The 15,347-nt window shown below is 72.1% G+C and carries 18 protein-coding genes; 10 read left to right on the plus strand and 8 right to left on the minus strand.

What is annotated here, in order from left to right:
* Positions 1-29 precede the first annotated feature (29 nt).
* Positions 30-1,130 carry an NAD(P)/FAD-dependent oxidoreductase gene (locus tag AB0K12_RS38865; RefSeq protein WP_364572538.1) on the minus strand — a complete coding sequence of 367 codons (1,101 nt, stop codon included), beginning with the start codon at positions 1,128-1,130 and terminating at the stop codon, positions 30-32.
* Positions 1,131-1,210: 80 nt separating this feature from the next.
* Here AB0K12_RS38865 and AB0K12_RS38870 point away from each other — a divergent pair, with 80 nt between their 5' ends.
* The 4 genes from AB0K12_RS38870 to AB0K12_RS38885 all read left to right on the plus strand — a co-directional run bounded on the left by AB0K12_RS38870 (position 1,211) and on the right by AB0K12_RS38885 (position 5,642).
* Complete coding sequence (locus AB0K12_RS38870) at positions 1,211-1,546, plus strand: metalloregulator ArsR/SmtB family transcription factor (protein WP_364572540.1); 336 nt, start codon at positions 1,211-1,213, stop codon at positions 1,544-1,546.
* Positions 1,547-1,715: 169 nt separating this feature from the next.
* Positions 1,716-2,447 carry a class I SAM-dependent methyltransferase gene (locus AB0K12_RS38875; RefSeq protein ID WP_364572543.1) on the plus strand — a complete coding sequence of 244 codons (732 nt, stop codon included), beginning with the start codon at positions 1,716-1,718 and terminating at the stop codon, positions 2,445-2,447.
* Between the two features lie 201 nt (positions 2,448-2,648).
* Entirely contained in the window at positions 2,649-3,104 is a 456-nt protein-coding gene (locus AB0K12_RS38880; protein ID WP_364572545.1) for a DoxX family protein, read from the plus strand.
* 6 nt (positions 3,105-3,110) lie between these two features.
* The gene (locus tag AB0K12_RS38885; RefSeq protein ID WP_364572547.1) at positions 3,111-5,642 is read left to right on the plus strand and encodes a cation-transporting P-type ATPase; all 2,532 of its coding nucleotides are present in this window, start codon (positions 3,111-3,113) and stop codon (positions 5,640-5,642) included.
* Here AB0K12_RS38885 and AB0K12_RS38890 read toward each other — a convergent pair.
* The 3 genes from AB0K12_RS38890 to AB0K12_RS38900 form a co-directional block, all read right to left on the minus strand.
* Entirely contained in the window at positions 5,628-5,777 is a 150-nt protein-coding gene (locus AB0K12_RS38890) for a hypothetical protein (RefSeq protein ID WP_364572549.1), read from the minus strand. The two genes, AB0K12_RS38885 and AB0K12_RS38890, sit on opposite strands and share 15 nt — an antisense overlap.
* A gap of 146 nt (positions 5,778-5,923) precedes the next feature.
* The gene (locus tag AB0K12_RS38895) at positions 5,924-6,217 is read right to left on the minus strand and encodes a hypothetical protein (protein WP_364572551.1); all 294 of its coding nucleotides are present in this window, start codon (positions 6,215-6,217) and stop codon (positions 5,924-5,926) included.
* A 185-nt stretch (positions 6,218-6,402) separates the two neighbouring features.
* The gene (locus AB0K12_RS38900) at positions 6,403-7,272 is read right to left on the minus strand and encodes an aldo/keto reductase family oxidoreductase (protein WP_364572553.1); all 870 of its coding nucleotides are present in this window, start codon (positions 7,270-7,272) and stop codon (positions 6,403-6,405) included.
* A gap of 107 nt (positions 7,273-7,379) precedes the next feature.
* Between AB0K12_RS38900 and AB0K12_RS38905 the strand changes: the two genes are divergently transcribed.
* A complete protein-coding gene (locus AB0K12_RS38905; RefSeq protein WP_355415836.1) occupies positions 7,380-7,790 on the plus strand; it encodes a helix-turn-helix domain-containing protein in 411 nt (136 codons plus the stop codon).
* Here the strand turns inward: AB0K12_RS38905 and AB0K12_RS38910 are convergent.
* Complete coding sequence (locus tag AB0K12_RS38910; RefSeq protein WP_364572554.1) at positions 7,723-8,892, minus strand: MFS transporter; 1,170 nt, start codon at positions 8,890-8,892, stop codon at positions 7,723-7,725. The two genes, AB0K12_RS38905 and AB0K12_RS38910, sit on opposite strands and share 68 nt — an antisense overlap.
* A 56-nt stretch (positions 8,893-8,948) precedes the next feature.
* On the opposite strand from AB0K12_RS38910, the gene AB0K12_RS38915 reads away from it, so the two are divergent.
* Entirely contained in the window at positions 8,949-9,494 is a 546-nt protein-coding gene (locus AB0K12_RS38915) for a CGNR zinc finger domain-containing protein (protein ID WP_364572555.1), read from the plus strand.
* On the opposite strand, the gene AB0K12_RS38920 is transcribed toward AB0K12_RS38915, so the two are convergent.
* Positions 9,491-9,742, minus strand: coding sequence for a hypothetical protein (locus AB0K12_RS38920; RefSeq protein WP_364572557.1), 252 nt, complete (start codon positions 9,740-9,742; stop codon positions 9,491-9,493). The genes AB0K12_RS38915 and AB0K12_RS38920 overlap by 4 nt on opposite strands.
* 98 nt (positions 9,743-9,840) lie before the next feature.
* The gene (locus tag AB0K12_RS38925) at positions 9,841-9,969 is read right to left on the minus strand and encodes a hypothetical protein (protein ID WP_364572559.1); all 129 of its coding nucleotides are present in this window, start codon (positions 9,967-9,969) and stop codon (positions 9,841-9,843) included.
* A gap of 149 nt (positions 9,970-10,118) precedes the next feature.
* Here AB0K12_RS38925 and AB0K12_RS38930 point away from each other — a divergent pair, with 149 nt between their 5' ends.
* A complete protein-coding gene (locus AB0K12_RS38930; RefSeq protein ID WP_364572561.1) occupies positions 10,119-10,574 on the plus strand; it encodes a helix-turn-helix domain-containing protein in 456 nt (151 codons plus the stop codon).
* A 149-nt stretch (positions 10,575-10,723) separates the two neighbouring features.
* Here the strand turns inward: AB0K12_RS38930 and AB0K12_RS38935 are convergent, their stop codons facing one another.
* Positions 10,724-11,086 carry a MerR family transcriptional regulator gene (locus AB0K12_RS38935; protein WP_364572563.1) on the minus strand — a complete coding sequence of 121 codons (363 nt, stop codon included), beginning with the start codon at positions 11,084-11,086 and terminating at the stop codon, positions 10,724-10,726.
* 67 nt (positions 11,087-11,153) lie between these two features.
* Between AB0K12_RS38935 and AB0K12_RS38940 the strand changes: the two genes are divergently transcribed.
* The 3 genes from AB0K12_RS38940 (at position 11,154) to AB0K12_RS38950 (ending at position 15,278) form a co-directional block, all read left to right on the plus strand.
* Complete coding sequence (locus tag AB0K12_RS38940) at positions 11,154-11,798, plus strand: SDR family NAD(P)-dependent oxidoreductase (RefSeq protein ID WP_364572565.1); 645 nt, start codon at positions 11,154-11,156, stop codon at positions 11,796-11,798.
* A 79-nt stretch (positions 11,799-11,877) separates the two neighbouring features.
* Complete coding sequence (locus AB0K12_RS38945) at positions 11,878-12,711, plus strand: hypothetical protein (protein WP_364572567.1); 834 nt, start codon at positions 11,878-11,880, stop codon at positions 12,709-12,711.
* Positions 12,687-15,278, plus strand: a complete 2,592-nt coding sequence (locus tag AB0K12_RS38950; protein WP_364572569.1) for a PQQ-binding-like beta-propeller repeat protein — start codon at positions 12,687-12,689, stop codon at positions 15,276-15,278. Before AB0K12_RS38945 ends, AB0K12_RS38950 begins: the two co-directional genes overlap by 25 nt.
* Positions 15,279-15,347 lie beyond the last annotated feature (69 nt).

A 15,347-nucleotide genomic window follows, 5' to 3' on the forward strand; every position in this document is an offset into this window, starting at 1 on the left:
TTTAGATGGATGTCAAATTCGACTCCCATCTAATCAACTGGCATGCGGAGGCCGCGCCGGGGCCGCCTTTCGGTTCCGCGCAGGTGGCGGGCCAGAGCGACGACGACGCGGTGGGCGTCGGCGCCGACTCCGCGCAGGGTGTTCGAGGAGGGCGTACGCTGCCACTCCAGGCCCAGGTAGCCCAGCCCGGAATGAGTCAGGGACAGGCCGCGACGCTGGCGCGGGCGCCCATCACCCGCCAACGCACCCATCTCGGCGAGGTACGGCAGGTCCGGCCGGTATCCGGTGGCCAGCAGCACCGCATCGACGCGCTCGCGCCGGCCATCGGGCCAGACCGCTTGATCGCCGTCCAGCCGCGTGAACATCGCCCGCCACGCGTAGCGCCCCTCGCGCAGCGCCCGGCGATAGCGGCCGTCGTCGAGCACGGGCGACGGCGGCGGGGCCTCCGCGCGGGCCAGCGGCAGCCGGTCGAACCCGGTCACGCGGAACCAGAAGTGCAGGTCACGGCCCAGCGGGCGCTGCTCGACAAAGCGGATCGGCGTGCGGCCGACCAGCGTCACCCGGCGTTCGGCGGCCAGCTCGTACGCGATCTGGACCGCGGAGTTGCCCGTCCCGACCACGACGACGTGCTCACCAGGCAGCGCAGCCGGCGAACGGTAGCCGGCCGCGTGCAGCACCGGGCCGGTGAAAGCGTCCAGACCGGGCAGGGCGGGCCGGTGCGGGCGTCCGAAGGAGCCGCTGGCCGCGATGACGGCGGGGGTGGCGAGTTCCTGCCCGTCGCCCAGGCGCACGAGGAAGCCGCTCGCGCCAGGCTGGACGGCCTCCACTCGGGCGCCGGTGCGCAGCTCGGCGCCGCGCTCCATCAGGGCGGCGGCGTAGCGCTCCAAGTAGGCGACGACCTCGTCACGACGCGGGTAGCGTTCCGGGTCGCCGCCGAAGGCCATGCCGGGCAGGCCGCTGTAGCGGGCGGGTGAGAACAGGGCGAGGCTGTCGTAATAGCGCGGCCAGGAGCCGGCCGGCCGGTCAGAGGACTCCAGCAGCACGGGCCGTAGCCCCTGCTGCAGGGCGGCGTACGCGGCGGCCAGGCCGGACTGCCCGGCTCCGACGATCAGGATGCGGTCGTGGGACATGCCGGCAAACGTACCGTCATTTTTTAATATGTCAATAACTAGGTACAAAAGGTACGCTGCGATGAACGGGAGGAGCAGGCATGGCAGAGACCACGACATCATCGCCAGACGCCGCAGGGGAGACGTGCGCGCCGCAACTGCCGCAGGCCGCCCAGGACTTCCTCAAGGCCCTGGCGAACGAGAGCCGCCAGCAGATCATGCTGCTGTTCGCCCGGGGCGCCGAGCTGTCGGTCAACCAGGTCGCCGAGCGCGCCGGCATCAGCCAGTCCGCCGCCTCGCAGCAGCTCGCCCTGCTCCGGCGCGGCGGCATCGTCACCTCCCGCCGAGCCGGCAAGGAGGTGCTGTACAGGGGTGACCGCGACAGCGTCTCCCGCATCCTCGACGATCTGCAGGGCTATCTGCGCTTCTGCTGTTGACGCGGTTCGCTCTCCCGATCCGAAGCCGAAGACCTTAGACCCGCCCAGCGGAGACCGACCTGCATTCCTCAAGGACGACGTGCCCGCCGCCCACGACACGTTCGCCGGCCCGGCCTCGACAGGGGCGCTCCAGGTGGTTCTGACGCGTGGAAGCGGGCAGGGTTGAGGCATGCCGGAGGACAGCTTCGACGAGCGGATCGCGGCGACGTACGAGGCGAAGTGGCCGGAGCTGTTCGACCCGGCGGTGATCGAACCGGCGGTGAGCTTCCTGGCCGGGCTGGGCGGCGCCGCGCTCGAGTTCGGCGTCGGCACGGGGCGCATCGCGCTGCCGCTGGCCCGGCGCGGGGTCCGCGTCGAGGGGATCGACCTGTCGGCCGCGATGATCGCGCGGCTGCGGGCCGAGCCGGGCGCCGGCGCGGTCCGTACGACGGTCGGCGACTTCGCGACCACCAGGCTGGACGCGACCTTCTCGCTGGTCTACCTGGTACGCAACACGATCACGAACCTGACCACCCAGGACGAACAGGTCGAGTGCTTCCGCAACGCGGCGGCCCACCTCGAGCCCGGCGGCCGTTTCGTCATCGAGAACTACGTTCCTGAGCTGCGCCGGCTGCCGCCGGGCGAGACCGTGCACGCGTTCGCCGTGGGCCAGGAGCACCTCGGGTTCGAGGAGTACGACGTCGCGTCGCAGATCGCGACCTCCCACCACTACTGGGTGGCGGACGGCCGGATGGAGACGTTCTCCTCGCGGCACCGGTTCGTGTGGCCGTCCGAGCTGGACCTCATGGCGCGGATCGCCGGGATGCGCCTGGAGGAGCGCTGGGCCGGCTGGACGCGCACGCCCTTCACCGACGAGAGCAGAAGCCACGTGTCGGTCTGGCGGAAGGTGGACGGACGGTGAAATTTTCAACTATTCGAAATTTTCACCCGTTCGGCGTTGGGCCAAGTGAGCGTGGCGTTTCCCGCCCATCCGGCCAGACCCCCTGACTGACCAGAGTTGACAGGGCGACGGCGCATTCTTGACTCTTTTGGGAGCGCTCCCACGTCTTTCATCTCCGGTTCTGGAGATGACACCAATCAGCACGTTGAGGAAGGACGCTCTATGGAAGCACTGGTCAACCGGCAGCAGGATCTTTTCCTGGCCCTCTATCGGATCGTGCTGGGGCTGCTGTTCGCCTGTCACGGCGCGGCGACCCTGTTCGGCGTGCTGGGCGGCCCGCAGGGCGAGGCCCCGGCCTTCGCCGAGTGGCCGGGCTGGTGGGCGGCCCTCATCGAGTTCGTCGCCGGCGGCATGGTCCTGCTCGGGGTGGCCGCGCGCGCCGCCGCCGTCATCTGCTCGGGCACCATGGCGTACGCGTACTTCGTCGTGCACCAGCCGCAGGCGTTGTTCCCGATCGAGAACGGCGGGGAGAAGGCCGCCCTGTTCTGCTGGGGTTTCCTGCTGATCGCGGTGCTCGGTCCTGGCCGCTGGGCGCTGTCCACGCTGCGCGCCCCGCAGGCGTCGCTGGCGTCCCCGCAGCCCGACCAGCCCAGCACCGGCCTGCCGCGGCCGTCCTGACCTGCGGTGACGCGCTCGCCATCCGGCCTGTCCGCGACGGAGGCGGCCGCACGCCTTGAGCGTGACGGCCCCAACCTCCTGCCGCGCAAGCCGCCGACGCCGTTGTGGCGGCGCGTCCTCACGCAGCTCCGCGACCCGCTGATCATCGTCCTGCTCGTCGCGGCGGTGCTGACGATCACCACCGGCGGCTGGACGGACGCCGTCGTGATCATGCTGGTCATCGTGGTGAACACGGCGGTCGGGGTGGCCCAGGAGGTACGCGCTGACCGGGCCATCACGGCGCTGGCCGACCTCGCCACCCCCGAGGCGCGGGTGGTGCGGGACGGCCGGCAGACGCGGATCCCGGCGAGCGAGGTCGTGGCCGGTGATCTGGTGGTGCTGGCGGAGGGCGACATCGTCCCGGCGGACGGCGAGGTGGTGGAGTCGGCGGCGCTGCTGGCCGACGAGTCGGCCCTGACGGGCGAGCCGGTGCCGGTGGACAAGAGGGCCGGCGCTCCGGTGTCGTCCGGCACCGTGGTGGTGCGGGGCAGGGGGCGGGCGGTGGTGACCGCGACCGGCGCGGCGAGCGCGAGCGGCCGCATCGCCGCCCTCATGGTCAAGGGTGGCGGGCTCACGCCGTTGCAGCGCCGGCTGGCCGGGGCCGGGCGGCTGCTGGCGGGGGTCGCGGTGCTGCTGTCGGCGCTGGTGCTGGCCCTGGGTCTGGTACGCGGCCAGCCGGTGGAGCTGATGGTCGTGACCGCGATCAGCCTGGTGGTGGCCGCCGTACCGGAATCGCTGCCCGCTGTCGTGACCTTGAGCCTGGCGCTCGGGGCGCGCCGGATGGCGGCGCGCAACGCCCTCGTGCGCAACCTGCCCGCCGTCGAGACGCTGGGCTCGGTGACCGTGCTCGCCACCGACAAGACCGGCACCCTCACCGAGGGACGGATGGTCGCCCGGCACCTGTGGACCCCGGCCGCCGAGGCCGCGACCACCGGCTCCGGCTACGCGCCCGGCGGCGTGATCGAGAGCGCGGACCCCGACGAGTTCCGCGCGATGCTGACGGCCGCGGCGCTGTGCAACGACGCCCGCCTGTGCCCGGGCCCGGAGTGGACTGCCTTGGGTGACCCGACGGAGGCGGCCCTGCTCGCCGCCGCCGCCCGGCTCGGGCTCGACCACGAGGACCTGCGTGCCCGGTTTCCCCGGGCCGGGGAGCTGCCGTTCGACAGTGACCGCAAGCGCATGACCACCGTGCACCTCCTGCCGGACGGCCGCGCCCGGGTGATCTGCAAGGGCGCCCCCGAGGCGCTGCTCGTCCCTGACGTGCTGACCGACGACCCCGCGCTGCTCGCCCGTGCCGCCGAACGCGCCGACCGGTACGCCCGTGACGGCTACCGCGTCCTCGCGATCGCGGCCGCCGACCTGGACACCGTTCCCGTGTCCGTACGGGAGAGCGGGCTCGGCCTGCTCGGCCTCGTCGCGATCCTCGACCCGCCACGCGCGGCGGCCGCCACGGCCGTGGCCGACTGCAGGAAGGCCGGCATCAGGCCCGTCCTCATCACCGGCGACCATCCGGGCACCGCCCGCGCCATCGCCGCCGACCTCGGCATCATCGGCCCTGAAGACGGAGCCGTCGACTGCCGCGAACCCGGCGCGTTCGACGGCGAGCCCGCCACTGACCGCCCTGAGCCCGGAACCCCGGACGGCGAGCCGGCCGCCGTCTACGCGCGCGCCACCCCCGAGCAGAAGCTCGACATCATCGAGACCCTGCGGAAACGCGGCGAGATCCTCGCCATGACCGGTGACGGCGTCAACGACGGCCCCGCGCTGCGCCGCGCCGACATCGGCGTCGCCATGGGCAGGCGCGGCACGGAGGTCGCCCGGCAGGCCGCCGATCTCGTACTGGCCGACGACAACCTGGACACCGTCGTCGCCGCCGTCGAGGAGGGCCGCCGGGTCTATGCGAACATCCGCCGCTTCCTCGTCTACGGCCTGTCGGGCGGCGCGGCCGAGATCGCCGTGATGGTGCTGGGCCCGTTCGCCGGCCTGCCGCTCCCTCTGCTGCCCGCGCAGATCCTGTGGATCAACCTGCTCACCCACGGCCTGCCCGGCGTCGCGCTCGGCGGGGAGCCGACCGTGCCGGGGACCATGGAACGACCGCCCCGGCCGCCCGGCCAGAGCATCATGGGGGCGGGCCTGTGGCAGCGGGTGCTGCGCATCGCCGTCGTGCTCACCGCCGTCACGCTCGGCGTCGCCGTGTGGGCCTCGCTGACCGGGCGGCCGTGGCAGAGCATGGCGTTCTTCGCGCTCGGCGCGACGCAGCTGGGGGTGGCGCTGGGGACGCGCACCCGGCCGCGTTCCCTGGCCAACCCGATGCTGCTGGTCGCCGTGGCGGGCGCGCTCGTCCTGCAACTGGCCGGGATCTATCTCCCGCTGCTGCAGGAACTGCTCGGCACGCGTCCGCTGGCGCCCGGCGATCTGCTGATCGTCCTGGCGCTGTCCGTCACGGGGTACGCCGCCGCCCGCCTCGACCGCATCCTGCACCCCTCACGTCTGTCGTGACGTCGGTACGGGGAACGACTCGGCCAGGCTCTCACCCCACTGCCTGGCCCGCTCCAGCTCCCCCGCCACCAGCGGCCCGGCGGCCTGCTGGGCGGTGTGGCCGAACATCGACTCGTACAGGACCAATGCCCTCATGCCGCCACTCCTTTTGTCTCGTCCCTACTGTCCTGCGGACGGCTGCGCGGCGCCCGAGGAGGAGTCCCGCGAGCCGGCGCCGTTGGTCCACAGCGGAACGCCCGCCCCGTGGTGCTGGGGGCGGGCGTGTCCCGGTGCGCACTACTTCAGCCAGGCGTGGCGCTGCACGATCGGCAGGCCGCCGAGTCCGAGGGTGGTGCCGGCGCCGGCCATCGCCAGCCGGTGCCCTTGAGGAACCCGGTCGTCGGGCTGCCGCCCGCGATCCAGGCCCGGTCCGACGGGGTGGCGAAGCCCCATCCGAACGTCTTGTCCAGGAACGCCCACAGGAAGATCCAGCCGATCGCGATCCGGGCGGCTGCCCAGACGTAGCCGACCGGACGGCGTCCCTCAGTGATGGTCGCGCCCGCCTGCCCGGCGGACCTGTCGATCGTGGCGGCCATGACGGCCCCTTTCCTCGGTGGTGTGTCTCGCGTTCTCATCACACTGGGAAGGGCCCGTCCGAGGCAGTGCCGTACGACCGTCGTACGAAGGACCTTGGTCCTAGGCCGGTCACGCAGGAAGCACGCCGGCCTTCGGCTGCAGGAGATGGGGCCGGTGGCGGCGAGGCGGATGGTGATCCTCCGCGTCAACGCCGAGCGGCGATGGTGTCCAGCTCGGCCAGGTCCTCGGGTGAGAGGGAGAGGGCGGCGCCGGTGATGTTCTCGCGCAGGTGGGTCACCGATGAGGTGCCGGGGATCAGGAGGATGTTCGGGGAGCGCTGGAGGAGCCAGGCCAGGGCCACGGACATCGGGGTCGATTCCAGGCGGGCGGCGACGGCCGAGAGGGCTGAGGACTGGAGCGGGGTGAAGCCGCCCAAGGGGAAGAAGGGAACGTACGCGATGCCTTCCGCGGCCAGGCGGTCGATGAGCTTGTCGTCGTGGCGGTGGGCGAGGTTGTACAGGTTCTGCACGCACACGATCGGCGCGATGCTCTGCGCCTCGGCGACCTGCTCCTCGGTGGCGTTGCTGACCCCGAGGTGGCGGATCAGGCCCTCCTGCTGGAGTTCGACGAGCGTTCCGTACGCCTCCGCGAGCGAGCCGGGCTGGGGGCCTTCGGCGTCGCCGAGCCGGAGGTTGACCAGGTCGAGGATGTCGAGCCCCAGGGACTTGAGGTTGTCGTGGACCTGGCGGCGCAGGTCCTCGGGGCGCCGGGCGGGAGGCCAGCCGCCCTGCTCGTCGCGGGTCGCGCCCACCTTGGTCGCGATGTGCAGCGACTCGGGGTAGGGGCGCAGGGCCTCGCGGATCAGCTCGTTGGTGATGCGCGGGCCGTACGCGTCGCTGGTGTCGATGTGAGTGATGCCGTTGTCGACCGCTTCCCGCAGGACGGCCAGGGCGCCCTCGCGGTCGGCGGGCGGTCCCATGACCCACGGGCCGGCCAGTTGCATGGCGCCGTACCCGAATCGGGTGACGGTCAGGTCTCCCAGGGTCCAGGTGCCGCCGGGAAGGGATGTGCTCATTTGGGTACCTTTCGCTGTTGCTCTGCATCAGTATTGGGAAGCAACTTCCTTCCGGGAAGTAGGCACTCCGAAGTGCGTAGCCCACCCACAGGTGAGAGGTGTGAGCGGTGGCGACGATGAAGGCGGCCCAGCAGCGGGCTCAGGCCAAGGTCGAGTACAACGCGTTCCTGGCGGGGTGTCCCAGCCGGCAACTGCTCGACCGCATCTCGGACAAGTGGGTCGTCCTGATTCTGTGCGCGCTGGGCGGCGGTGAGGAGGGGCCGAGAGCGATGCGGTACTCGGAGATCTCCCGGATGCTGGCCGGGGTCAGCCAGAAGATGCTGACCCAGACGCTGCGGTCGCTGGAGCGTGACGGGTTGCTGACCCGTACCGTGACACCGACCGTCCCCGTCACCGTCTCCTACGAGCTGACCGGCCTCGGCCTCTCCCTCCACGACCTGACGCGCGGGCTCAGGAGCTGGGCGCAGACGCACATGAGCGAGGTCCTCGCGAACCGCGAGGACTACGACTCCAGGTGAGGGCCGCGAGCGCCGCCAGGGTGGCGGCCAGGATGAGGGCGGCCGTGAGCGACCGGGTGGCGAGCGGGCCCGCGATCGCCGCGCCCAGGGCGAAGCCGGTGATCTTCAGGCTGGCTCCGGTGGTGAAGATCTGGCTGCGCAGCCGCTCCGGGGCCTCGCGGTGGCGGATCGCGAACAGGGCGGTGAGCTGGGAGCCCTGTCCGATGCCGACCAGCAGCATGGCGGCGACGAGCATGGCCGCGTGATCGACGGCGGCCAGGGCGAAGGCGGCGGCCTGCAGCAGGGCGCTCGCCCGGACGATGGCGTCGGGGGAACGCGGACGCCGGGCGAGTACGGCGTTGGCGGCCAGGCCGCCGGCGGCCGCGCACGACAGCAGCAGCGCCCCACGGTCGGCGTCGCCCAGCACCCGTAGGCCGAGCAGGGGAAGGCAGCCCACCAGCAGGCCTTCGGCCGTGCAGCAGATGACCGAGACCAGGGTCGCCCGGAACAGGGGCCGGTTCGCGATCATGACCCGCGCTCCGGCGAGCAGGGAGCCCGCCTCCCGTGACGGTGGGCGGGCGGGCAGCCTCCACGCGCTGGGCACCGCGAAAACGATGAGCGCCACGGCGACCGCCACGGCCGCCGGCGCTCCCAGCAGCTCGGCCACTCCCCCGGCCAGCGCGGGACCGGCCAGGCTCGCCACGCTGAAGGTCATCGCGTCGAACGCGTTGGCCCTGGGCAGCCCGGCGGGCGGCACCACGCGGGGCAGCTGGGCCGTCCAGCCGCCCGACAGCGCAGGACCCAGCAGCCCGGTGAACAGCGCGATCACCACGCTGATCGCGATCGGCAGATGGCCGAGCCCCATGAGGATCATGCCGAGGCCCGCCGCGTACAGCGCCAGCGCGCCTGCCAGCAGCCGGCCCGGCCGCGCCGCCCGGTCGAGCAGCGCCCCGAGCAGCGGGCCGCCGACCGCCGCTGCCGCCGTGATCCCCGCGAGCAGCGACGTGGCATCGGTGGCCGAGCCGGTGACGGCGAATCCCGCCAGCAGCAGGGCGGGCCCTGACATCTCGTCGCCTGCGCGGGCGGCCACCGCCCCGGCCAGGTATGACCTGATGGAGTACACCCGCGCGACCCTAGCGGCGTAACGCAAAACATAGCAATATGCGTTACATTGCCAGGATGCCGCACACCGACGACTGGTCCACCCGGCATTCCGTGCTGACCATGGCCCGGCGCACCGCCGCCCTCGTCAACGCCCTCACCGACGACGCCTCCCCAGAGGGCATCGGCGAGGTGCTGCGCGCGTACGGCGAGCTGGACCCCATCGAGGTGACCGAGCAGGACGTCGCCGCCATGCGAACGGCCGCCGCCCTGCTACGGGACGTCTTCGCCGCCACCGACGCCGACGCCGCCGCCACGGCGCTGAACCGCCTCCTGCGCGAGCACACCGGCCCGCTGCGCCTGACCTCGCACGGCGGCACCACGCCCTGGCATCCGCACCTCGACCGCGACGACGACGGCCCCCTGGGCGAATGGTTCCTCACCTCGTCCTGCATGGCGCTGACCGTGCTCGTCTGGGACCGCCAGCGACCGCCCGGCAAGGTCTGCGCCGCGACCGGCTGCCGGAACGTGTTCATCGCCCAGGGCAGCGGCCAGGAACGCCACTACTGCTCCCGCCGCTGCGCCACCCGCGAACGGGTCAGGGCCCATCGGGCCGGACGCTAGGAGCGCCGCAGGTCGCAGGCGGCCCTGGCGTGCTCAGCCGCGACCTCGCCGTCCTCCAGGATCTCGATGCAGAACGCGGTGACGAGCGAGTTGCAGGCGTCGATCCTGGCCTGGGTCGTCGGGTAGCCGTGACTGTTGAGGTAGGCGAGGCAGTCCTGCGGCGACTGCGCCGAGGCGACGGCCGGCAGGGCGAAGATGGTCATGGCGAACAGCCCCACGACGAAGACGGCTTTCTGCAGAGCACGCATCACGGATCGGGCCCCTTTCTGCGAACGGAGACTCGTCCGATTCTCAAACGGCGGCAGCGGCCGGACCAGGGCGCCGGCCGGACATTCACCGGGCACGCTCAGGCGGGCAGGGCGTCTCCGGGGAAGCCGTGGCAGGCGCCCTCCACGGCCTGCTTCTCCCAGTGCAGGAGCGTCAGGCGGTAGGGCTTGGCGGTGGCGGCGAGGGCCTGGATCCGTTCGTCGGTCACGGTCATCTCCGTTCTCCAGACGTTCGGCCAGCGAGACGGTGATTCCTTCGGGCCCGCGCACGTAGGCCATCCGCCACATGCCCTCGTACGAGACTCCGGCCCCAGCAGCTAAAGTTTCCTGAGGGAACTCCAAACGCTAGACTGCCGCCATGCAGCGAACGCGGTTCAGCGAGATGGCGTGCTCCATCGCCCGCACCATGGACGTGATCGGCGAGCCCTGGTCGCCCCTGATCCTGCGCGACGTGTGGGCAGGGGTGCGCCGCTTCGACCACATCCAGGCCGACCTCGGCATCTCCCGCAAAGTCCTCACCGAGCGCCTCCACCACCTGGTCGAGCAGGGCGTCCTCGAACGCCGCCCCTACGACGCCCGCCCCCGCTACGAGTACCACCTCACCGACAAGGGCGCCGACCTCGTCGAGATGCTCATGGTGATGGCGCGCTGGGGCGACCGCTGGCTCGCCGGCGAGGCAGGGCCGCCCGTCCTCTACCGCCACCATGCCTGCGGGCAGATCGCCCACGTCGAGCCGGCGTGCAGCCACTGCGGCGAGCCGATGCACGCCGGCGACGTCGACCTCCTGCCGGGCCCCGGCTCGGCGGCCGGGTGAGCGCCGCGACATCGGCCGCATCGTCGGAGCCGATGACACGCTCACGCTCCTGTGCGGCGTGTCGGTGGGCTTCGAGCGGGAAGGCGTGCCGCCGTTGCGTACCGATCGTGCGGACCTGCCGGAGACGGTGACCTTCGTCGGAGCGTGACTCAGGGTTCGCGCAGCGCCGCGTCGAGGAGGGAGTCCAGGGCGTTCCGCGAGCTTCGGAGCTGCTCGATGGTCTTGGCGATGCGGGTGCGTTCGCGGCGCAGGTCATCGATGAAGGTCGGGCAGTGGGACGGCGTGATGAGCCCGTCGGAGCCGTCCACGCAGTCCAGGACGCGGGCGATGACGGCGGTGGGGAGCCCGGCGGCCAGCAGGGCGCGGATGTGGCGGACGGCGGCGACGTCCGACTCGCGGTACTCGCGGTAGCCGTTGCTCAGCCTGATGGGCCTGAGCAGGCCCTGTTCCTCGTAGTAGCGCAGCAGCCGCCTGCTGACCCCGGTCCTGTCGGCCAGGTCCCCGATCCGCATGCCTTGACCTTCACATCGATGTGAGCCCTTACCGTCTCGAGTATCGCCGAAGCAAGGAGGAGATCAGATGGCGGGGGTTGTGATCATCGGGGCGGGTCCGGGGATCGGGCAGGCGGTGGCGCGCAGGTTCGCCAGGGAGGGGATGCCGGTCGGGCTGATCGCCCGCAGCGAGCGTACGCTGCGGGGCGCGGCCGACGCGGTCGCCGGCGAGGTCGTTACGTGCCGGGCCGACAGCACCGACCAGGCCGGGCTGAACGCGGCGCTCGACGAGGTGGCACGCGCGCACGGCGTCCCCGATGCGCTGGTCTACAACGCCGCGATCATCCAGGCGGACGCGCCGGGCGAGCTGTCCGTACGCGGCCACATGGAGGCCTGGGCGGTGAACGTCGTCGGCGCGCTCAACGCCGCCGCCCACGTGGCGCCCGCCATGGCGGCACGCGGCCACGGCACGATCCTCATCACCGGCGGCATGCCCGAGCCCAAACCCCAGTACGTGAGCCTCTCCCTGGGCAAGGCCGGCGTCCGCACCCTGGTCACGCTGCTCGACCAGGAGTACGGCCCCGCCGGCGTCCACGTCGCGAGCGTCACCGTGGCAGGACCGGTCGCCCCTGGCACCGACTTCGACCCCGACGACATCGCCGAGCACTACTGGCGCCTGCACACGCAGCCCCGCGGCCGGTGGACCCACGAAGCCCTGCACGCGGCGCCGTAAAAACCGGAAACCGCTCCTGCGCGCCCGGACTCCTGCCTACGCTGATCCTGACCATCGGATGTGGAGGAATCGCGTCCCCATGGGCAGAGCTCGCCGCAGCAAGCGCACATCGGCCGGTCGTGACGTCGCGCCCGAGCGGCAGCAGGACGGTGAGGGCCGGCCGAAGGGGCAGGTGGGGTGGCTGGCGGGCATCGTCAGCGCCGTGATCCTGGCCGCGTTCGGCGTCGTGTTCACCGAGTGGTACAACACGCACGGCTCCGACACGGTCGAACGCGTACGCGGCACCGCCGCCATCACCGTCGGCCACGTCAAGGTCGACTACTCCGAGCGCGACACCGTCCTGCGCGAGCCCGTCACCGAGCCCGACGACCGGGCGGTCATGATCGCCACCCACGCCGACGAGCAGCGGCGGCAGGACGTCCTCGCCCGCCACCGCAGGGCGCTCATCGACCACATGGACGTCACCGTCGCCCTGACCGGCAATCGCAGCAGCGCGCGCATCGTGGACATCGAGCCGCGCGTCCTCGCCCGCAAGCCGGTGTCCAGGGGCGCCCGCCTCATCGCGATCACCGGCGGCGGTGAGACCGACACCGTCCAGCTGGCCGCCGACCTCGACCGTCCCGCTCCCCGGTTCACGACCGCCAAGGGCGCGGCGTACTTCAAGGAGAAGCAGATTGACCTGAAGCGGGACGAGCCGGTCACCTTCACCCTGCGCTTCACGGGGAAGAAGGCGTACTACGAGTTCGAGCTGCGGGTGACGGTGCTCGCAGACGGCCGTACGGAACAGGTGACGGTCAAGGCCCCGGACGGCGGGCCGTTCCGGCTGACCGGCAAGGCGTCCCGCTACCAGGCGTACTACCGCGAGCTGCCGCACGGAGGGTGGCGGCCGTGCGACGGGCGCCGTCCATGCTGATCGGCCGCGGGCTGCGGGCGCTGGCGGCGCTCGCGGTGACCGCCGCGCTCGCGGTCGCCGCCGACGGTCGGCCGCCTCGGGACCTCATCGGGTGGAAGGCGGCGTGGTCGGTGCCCGCCGACGACGTGATCACACTCAACGCGCTGTACGGCGAGCACCTGCTCATGGCGAGGCGGGACGGCGCGGTGACCGTACGCGACGCCGGCACCGGCGCGGTCTTGCGCACCATCGCCACCGGCGTCACCTCCCCCACCGACATCTCCGCCGAAGCCGGGCTCCTCTTCCTCACCTCCTCGGCGAAAGGCGTGACGGAGTGGATCGTGCACGCCCACGACCTCGCCTCCGGCCGCCCCTTATGGCGGTACGCGCTGCCCGCACGGGACAACGGCGGCCTTCCCCAGGTCCAAGTGATGGGGCCCCTCGTCGTCCTCCACCAGAACGGCAGCGGGCTGGTCGCGCTCGATGCGCGATCCGGCGCCCTACGGACGCGCACCGGCGACCCGCCGGGTTGCGACGGGTGGACCACCGGAGCCGCCCGATCCGTGATGCTGCTGGCCCGTTGCGAGCGCGGCGTCCAGCTGGCCTCCTACGACCCGCGCACGCTGCACAGGAACTGGACGCGGACGCTGCCCGCCGCCGCGGACCCCGACGCGCTGCTCGTGTCCGAGCAGGCGCCGGAGGGTTTCGTGGTCGTGAGGATAGGCGACGAACGCTTCCTCTTCGACGAGGACGGCACGCGGCTGCCCCTCTCCCGGTTGCCCGCCGATGAGGTCCTGCCGCTGTCGGTCGGTGAACACCCCGACGCCGAAGGCCGCCCCGGGTTCGACGTCAACGGCGCGTGGCCGCTGCCCGGCTTCCTCCTCTCACGCGAGGGGGGCACCGGCCGCTTGGTCGGGTACCCGCTGGACAGACCGCTCGTCCACGCCGCCAACCTGGTGGGGGCGACCTCGCGTTTCGCTTTCGTCCACCATGACGACCGGGTCACGGCGTTCCGTCCGGTCTATGGACGGCCCGAAGGCCCGGTCGCGCTCGGCGGCGTCCCCTTGCGCGACTGGCCGGACGCGTGCTCCTTGCTCACCTCGAAGGACCTCGGCGAGGACGTCCGCCGCGTCCCGGCCACCAAATCTCTGGGGCGGCTCACCTTGCCCGCGGCCTGCGACTACGTGCCGGATGACGGCGACGTCATCTCGCTCGCCGTGAGCTGGGTTTCCCAGGACGCCGGCGCCGTCTTCGCCGCGACGACCGGGCAGGTCAAGGGGCGCGAGAGCTTCGACTACGACCCCACGTCCGAAGCCGAGGGCATCTTCTCGTACACCTTCCACGGGGCCGGCGGCACCGGCAGCGCGACGCTCGTCAACGTGGGGCCGGTCATCGTGCATCTGACCTCGCGGTCCCGGCTGCTGCAGCGCCTGGCGGCGGGCCGGGTCCGCGACAACCTGATGGCCCGATACCGGCCAGGCGCGCGCGTCCCGCCCCATGAGCGGACGGGCGGCTGGACCCACCTCGCGGAGGCGGGCGTCCGCGCCGATCCCGTGGTGGACGGCGACGTCGTGTACGCCGGCGCCGACGACGGACTGTACGCCCTGGACGCCGTCACCGGGCGCTTCATCTGGAGGTCCGTTCCCGCCACGCCCGAACTGGTGGACGGCGTGCTCTACGGCGTGGGCAACGGCGTCGCGGCCATCGACCCCGCGACAGGACGAACCCGATGGCTGCGCGAGTTCGACGCCAGGAACGTCGTCATCCAGGACGGCGGCGTGTACGCAGGCGTCGGCTTCTCCCACGTCCTCGCGCTGGACGCCGCCGGCGGTAAGCGGCGGTGGCACGTCCGTGTCCCCGGCTCTCTGGGCGATGTGGCCGTCACCGCCGGCACCGTCTACGCGACCAGCCGCAAGGGCCCGAACGGCGACGAGCGAGGCGTGCTGTCCGCTTACGACGCCGCGACGGGCGCGCTGCGCTGGCGTTCATCCACGGGCACCGCCAACGCCGTCCCGACCGGGCACCTCATCGCGGCCGGCAAGACCGTCTTCGCGGTCTCCGACGGGCGGCTGACCGCGTTCGACCCCGCGACGGGGAGGGCGCGATGGCGGAGGGAATTCGGCCACATCGCCCTGAAGCCCGTCGTGATCGGCGACACCGTCTACGTCGGTCACTTCGGCGGGCTCACGTACGCGCTGGACGCCGCAACCGGCAAGGAACGCTGGCGGCTCACTCCCGAAGCCACCACCGGCTCATGGAGCGTCACCGAGTCACGGGGAACGCTCTACGTCGGCGGCCAGAAGCTGCACGCCCTGGACCCCGCGACCGGACGCGAACGCTGGAGCAGGCCGATCACCGCCACGGCGTCGGTCCACGGCGACACCGTCTTCGCCCAGGACGACGGCGGCACCCTGCACGCCCTGGACGCGGCCACCGGGGCGTCCCGCTGGAGCTTCCAGACCGGCAGCCACTTCCAGACCCGGCCCGCCGTGGCCCATGGGCTGGTGTACGTGGGCGGCTCGAACGGCAACCTCTACGCGCTGCGCGCCGAGGACGGGCTCCCCGGGCCGTACGTGGCCGGTCCCTGATCGGCGCGCGAGAGCGACTTTTCCCGAGATGTCATCAAATTTCGTGATCTTTGTGATATCCACCACGTG

Source organism: Nonomuraea sp. NPDC049419, from assembly GCF_040676995.1.
Lineage (GTDB): Bacteria > Actinomycetota > Actinomycetes > Streptosporangiales > Streptosporangiaceae > Nonomuraea > Nonomuraea salmonea.

What these genes read in the sequence shown, in the direction of transcription:
- AB0K12_RS38865 (WP_364572538.1), bottom strand. Translation starts at nt 1,130, where the DNA reads ATGTCCCACGACCGCATCCTGATCGTCGGAGCCGGGCAGTCCGGCCTG.
- AB0K12_RS38870 (WP_364572540.1), top strand. Translation starts at nt 1,211, where the DNA reads ATGGCAGAGACCACGACATCATCGCCAGACGCCGCAGGGGAGACGTGC.
- AB0K12_RS38875 (WP_364572543.1), top strand. Translation starts at nt 1,716, where the DNA reads ATGCCGGAGGACAGCTTCGACGAGCGGATCGCGGCGACGTACGAGGCG.
- AB0K12_RS38880 (WP_364572545.1), top strand. Translation starts at nt 2,649, where the DNA reads ATGGAAGCACTGGTCAACCGGCAGCAGGATCTTTTCCTGGCCCTCTAT.
- AB0K12_RS38890 (WP_364572549.1), bottom strand. Translation starts at nt 5,777, where the DNA reads ATGAGGGCATTGGTCCTGTACGAGTCGATGTTCGGCCACACCGCCCAG.
- AB0K12_RS38895 (WP_364572551.1), bottom strand. Translation starts at nt 6,217, where the DNA reads ATGGCCGCCACGATCGACAGGTCCGCCGGGCAGGCGGGCGCGACCATC.
- AB0K12_RS38900 (WP_364572553.1), bottom strand. Translation starts at nt 7,272, where the DNA reads ATGAGCACATCCCTTCCCGGCGGCACCTGGACCCTGGGAGACCTGACC.
- AB0K12_RS38915 (WP_364572555.1), top strand. Translation starts at nt 8,949, where the DNA reads ATGCCGCACACCGACGACTGGTCCACCCGGCATTCCGTGCTGACCATG.
- AB0K12_RS38920 (WP_364572557.1), bottom strand. Translation starts at nt 9,742, where the DNA reads ATGCGTGCTCTGCAGAAAGCCGTCTTCGTCGTGGGGCTGTTCGCCATG.
- AB0K12_RS38930 (WP_364572561.1), top strand. Translation starts at nt 10,119, where the DNA reads ATGCAGCGAACGCGGTTCAGCGAGATGGCGTGCTCCATCGCCCGCACC.
- AB0K12_RS38935 (WP_364572563.1), bottom strand. Translation starts at nt 11,086, where the DNA reads ATGCGGATCGGGGACCTGGCCGACAGGACCGGGGTCAGCAGGCGGCTG.
- AB0K12_RS38940 (WP_364572565.1), top strand. Translation starts at nt 11,154, where the DNA reads ATGGCGGGGGTTGTGATCATCGGGGCGGGTCCGGGGATCGGGCAGGCG.
- AB0K12_RS38945 (WP_364572567.1), top strand. Translation starts at nt 11,878, where the DNA reads ATGGGCAGAGCTCGCCGCAGCAAGCGCACATCGGCCGGTCGTGACGTC.